Source organism: Dialister sp., from assembly GCF_036343215.1.
Taxonomy (GTDB): Bacteria; Bacillota; Negativicutes; order Veillonellales; family Dialisteraceae; genus Dialister.
Genome location: NZ_JAZASU010000141.1, coordinates 1 through 3,475, shown reverse-complemented (window position 1 = coordinate 3,475; position 3,475 = coordinate 1). Strand labels below are relative to the sequence as shown.

The 3,475-nt window shown below is 54.1% G+C and carries 4 protein-coding genes; all 4 read right to left on the bottom strand.

Annotated elements, in window-relative coordinates; all coding sequences use genetic code 11:
* A partial coding sequence (locus VZT47_RS09780; RefSeq protein ID WP_330224776.1) for an amidoligase family protein occupies positions 1-887 on the bottom strand: 887 nt, incomplete at its 3' end.
* Positions 888-987: 100 nt separating this feature from the next.
* Positions 988-1,221: a DUF4314 domain-containing protein gene (locus tag VZT47_RS09775; protein WP_320597179.1), complete on the bottom strand. Its 234-nt coding sequence runs from the start codon at positions 1,219-1,221 to the stop codon at positions 988-990.
* Entirely contained in the window at positions 1,205-1,969 is a 765-nt protein-coding gene (locus VZT47_RS09770; RefSeq protein ID WP_320597180.1) for a virulence, read from the bottom strand. Before VZT47_RS09770 ends, VZT47_RS09775 begins: the two co-directional genes overlap by 17 nt.
* An 87-nt stretch (positions 1,970-2,056) precedes the next feature.
* A complete protein-coding gene (locus VZT47_RS09765; RefSeq protein WP_320597181.1) occupies positions 2,057-3,313 on the bottom strand; it encodes a site-specific DNA-methyltransferase in 1,257 nt (418 codons plus the stop codon).
* Positions 3,314-3,475 lie beyond the last annotated feature (162 nt).

The window sequence follows — 3,475 nt, the reverse complement described above, 5'->3', positions numbered from 1 at the left end:
TTTCTCCAGGCGGAATTCCCGGCCAGGTGTTTCAGCATGTGCAGCCGGCAGGTCTTGAATTCGTCTCCGATGAGCCCCAGCCGGAGCATCCAGCACCGGAAGGCGTATTTTTCGTTGTCCGTTTCCGTCTTTCTGGAGGAGGCTTTCTTCTGGGTCAGGGCCTGATGGGCCACCGCCAGGCAAAACTGGATGTATGCCTTGATCTCCCCGGCGTGGAGGGTGCCGTTGAAAAGCCGGAATTCCACCGTCCCTTTGGTAAAGGTGGCGTGGAGGTTGAGGCCGTGGTACCGGCTGCTGTTGTAATGGTTTTCTCTGCCAAAGGGTGCCTGGAGGTACCACACATCGGCGAAGGCTTCCATGGTCTTGGGCTGTTTTTTATTCAGTTCATTCAGGAATTCTGCATCCGTTTTCCGGCAGTATCTGCCTTCCCGGATCGGGTCGATCTGGAGGGCATGGTAGATCATGTCTTCCTTGCTGGCCATCAGGTTCACCAGGTTCCGCAGGGTTTTCGGGGTGAACTTCTCGGCACCCACATGGATGTGGATCCCGCAGGAAGTGTTCACCATGGCCCCTGCTTTTCTCAGGGTCCGTACCATTTCCTGCAGCTTCGGAATGTCGTCGTAGGAAAGGATGGGGCTCACCACTTCCGTGCGGTATTCCGTAGAGGCGCTTTCAATCCGGCCGCCCACTTTTCTCTGGGCATGGATGCTGGAATCGCTCATGACCTTCCAGGTCCGGCCCAGGTCGTCGGTGGCGGTCCAGGTGTCGTAGACTCCGCCCTGGTGGGTTCCCCAGCCTGTTCCGAAGAAACCGGCCATCAGGTTGGCAGCCTTTTCTCTCGTAATCCCCGTCATTTCCATTTCAATTCCGAAGTGCAGTGTTTTCATAATTCTCGTCATCCTTTCGCTAAGGTTGTGTGTTCTTTGGCATGTGTATATATCACTCTAAACGCACATAATAGCAAGGGATTTTGAGAATAATTATTAACTATTTTGCTTCTTTATTCAGTTTCTGTACTTTATCCACCCCATGGATCACATTCAGGTGGGATCCGTTGTCCCAATCCACCAGAAGGGACCCCATATCGTCCACACCGGTCACCGCTCCTTCCGTCCCCAAAGGCGGCGCCTGGGAATCATCCATCCGGATCAGCCGGACCCGGGTGCCGGCAGGGTACTCCCGTTTCAGGAATTCCAGCATCTCTTTATTGAGAAATCTCATGGCATTTCACCCCATCCCGATAAGCTGCCGATCCCCTGAGGTTTTCCAGCAGGATCTTCCGGCATTCCTTGTATTCCTGTCCGATGAACCCCAGCCGCAGGAGGAAGCATCGGAAGGTGTATTTCTCATTGAGCACTTCGTGCTCTTTGGCGATGATCCGTTTGGATTTCTTGGCCATTTGGCAAAGGGCTGTCACCAGTTTGGCATAGGCCTGGGCTCTGGCGCTGTCAGTTCCATGGAACCATGGGAAAGAAATCTTCCCGTCAGAGCGTTGGATGGTCAGGTCATCGGTCCCCAGGGCCTTTTTGAAAAGGCTAGCTTTGGAAGCCACCAGGTTCTGAAGTTTGGTAAACTCCTCTTCCGTCAGATCGTCCGGCAGGGAAATGGTCAGGGTATCGGCCCCCTCCGTTTCCGGTTCTTCTGCTGGTTCCAAATCATCCTGAGCCGATTCTGTTTCCGGGGTTTCTTCCGGTTCCTCCACCGGTTCCGTGGTCTCCGGAGTCGTTTCCTCTAAAAAATCCACCGGTTCTGCAGGCTGGATTCCCAGGTTCACCAGTTCCTTCACCACCTTTTGGAGAAGGTCGGCGTCTTCACATTCCACGGTTCCGAATTCCTCCACCCGAATGCTGCCGATCTGGTAGGCCCGGGTGGGAAGAAACAGGTATTTCGCCTTTGTGCAGGTAATGTCGCTGATGGCCTGCACCAGTTCTTTTCTCGCTGCACCTTGTCTGTAGTATTCAACCTTCATTTTTAGTACCTCCTTAGGGTATTTTGGTACTGTTATTAATCACTCCAAAGGCGAATAATAGCAAGCAAAATGTGGCCCTTTTTGTACTTATTTTTCCGCACCTGCCACTTCCTGGTAGGTGCACTTTTTCCCGTCCCGAATCACATACACACTTTCTTTCTCCGTTTCATGGGAAGCCAGGTACCGCTTCACCGCTACATCCACGAACTTGGGTTCCAGCTCCACCCCATAACAGATCCGGCCCAGCTGGTCGCAGGCCATCAGGGTGGAAGCAGACCCCAGGAACCCGTCCAGCACCACCCCGTTGATCTGGCTGCTCAGCTTGATCAGATAGGCCAGCATGGGCACGGGCTTGCTGGAGGGGTGGCCGAAGCCGTCCTCCTTGCTGTTCTTGATCCCGTCAAACTCAAAGACCGCTTTCTGTTTCTGGTCCCCGTACCAGTTGTGCTTCCCGTCTTTCCGCCACCCGAAGATGATGGGCTCCATGTTGAACTTCCAATCGGTACGCATAAAGGGAGCTTTGGGCTTCTTCCAGATGAGCCCTGCCCCGACCTTAAAGCCTGCATCTTCGAAGGCATCGTAGAACACCCGGGCCTTCATGGTGGCATAGAACACATAGATGGAAGCATCCGCCGCCATGGTTTCATGGAAGCAGGTGAATGCCTTCTTCAGGAACTCGTACCCTTCCTGGTCGTTCAGGTCATCGTTCTTGATCTTCCCGGAGGTGCTCCGAAGGTTGACCAGGTACGGGGGATCCGTCAGCACCAGGTTGGGTTTCACCCCGTCCATGAGCTGAGCATAGGTTTCTGGCTTGGTGGAATCCCCGCACAGGACCCGGTGCTTTCCCAGCTGCCAGAGGTCTCCGTCTTTGGAAAACACCGGCTTCTGGAGTTCTTCTTCCACGTTGAAGTCGTCTTCTTTGGCTTCTGTTTCTTCATCGAAGATATGGGCGATTTCGTCATCGCTAAAGCCGGTGAGACTCACATCAAAGTCCGCTCCCTGGAGGGATTCAATTTCCACCCGCAGCATTTCTTCGTCCCATCCGGCATCCAGGGCCATCCGGTTGTCGGCCAGGATGTAGGCTTTCTTCTGGGCTTCGGTAAGGTAGTCCACCAGGACGCAGGGCACTTCTTTGATGCCTTCTTCCCGGGCAGCCATCACCCGTCCATGGCCAGCGATGATGTTCTTGTCCCTGTCGATGATCACCGGGTTGATGAACCCGAATTCCCGGAGGCTGGCCCGGAGCTTGTTGATCTGTTCCGGGGAATGGGTCCGGGCATTATTTACATAGGGGATCAGCTCATCAATGGGGATGAGCTTCATCTCTTTGGTTGTTTTTTCCATACTTTCCTCCCTGTCATACCTTCCGCGACCGCAGCAGCCGCTCCATCACGTCATCCTGGGGCGTGTTGCCGGCAAACTCCACGGAGCAGTTTTCCTTCACCACCTGGTAGATCTGATACCAGATCTGGTTCACCTGCTTCATGTAGTTCTGGCCCATGGTCA

What these genes read in the sequence shown, in the direction of transcription:
- VZT47_RS09765 (WP_320597181.1), bottom strand. Translation starts at nt 3,313, where the DNA reads ATGGAAAAAACAACCAAAGAGATGAAGCTCATCCCCATTGATGAGCTG.
- VZT47_RS09775 (WP_320597179.1), bottom strand. Translation starts at nt 1,221, where the DNA reads ATGAGATTTCTCAATAAAGAGATGCTGGAATTCCTGAAACGGGAGTAC.
- VZT47_RS09770 (WP_320597180.1), bottom strand. Translation starts at nt 1,969, where the DNA reads ATGAAGGTTGAATACTACAGACAAGGTGCAGCGAGAAAAGAACTGGTG.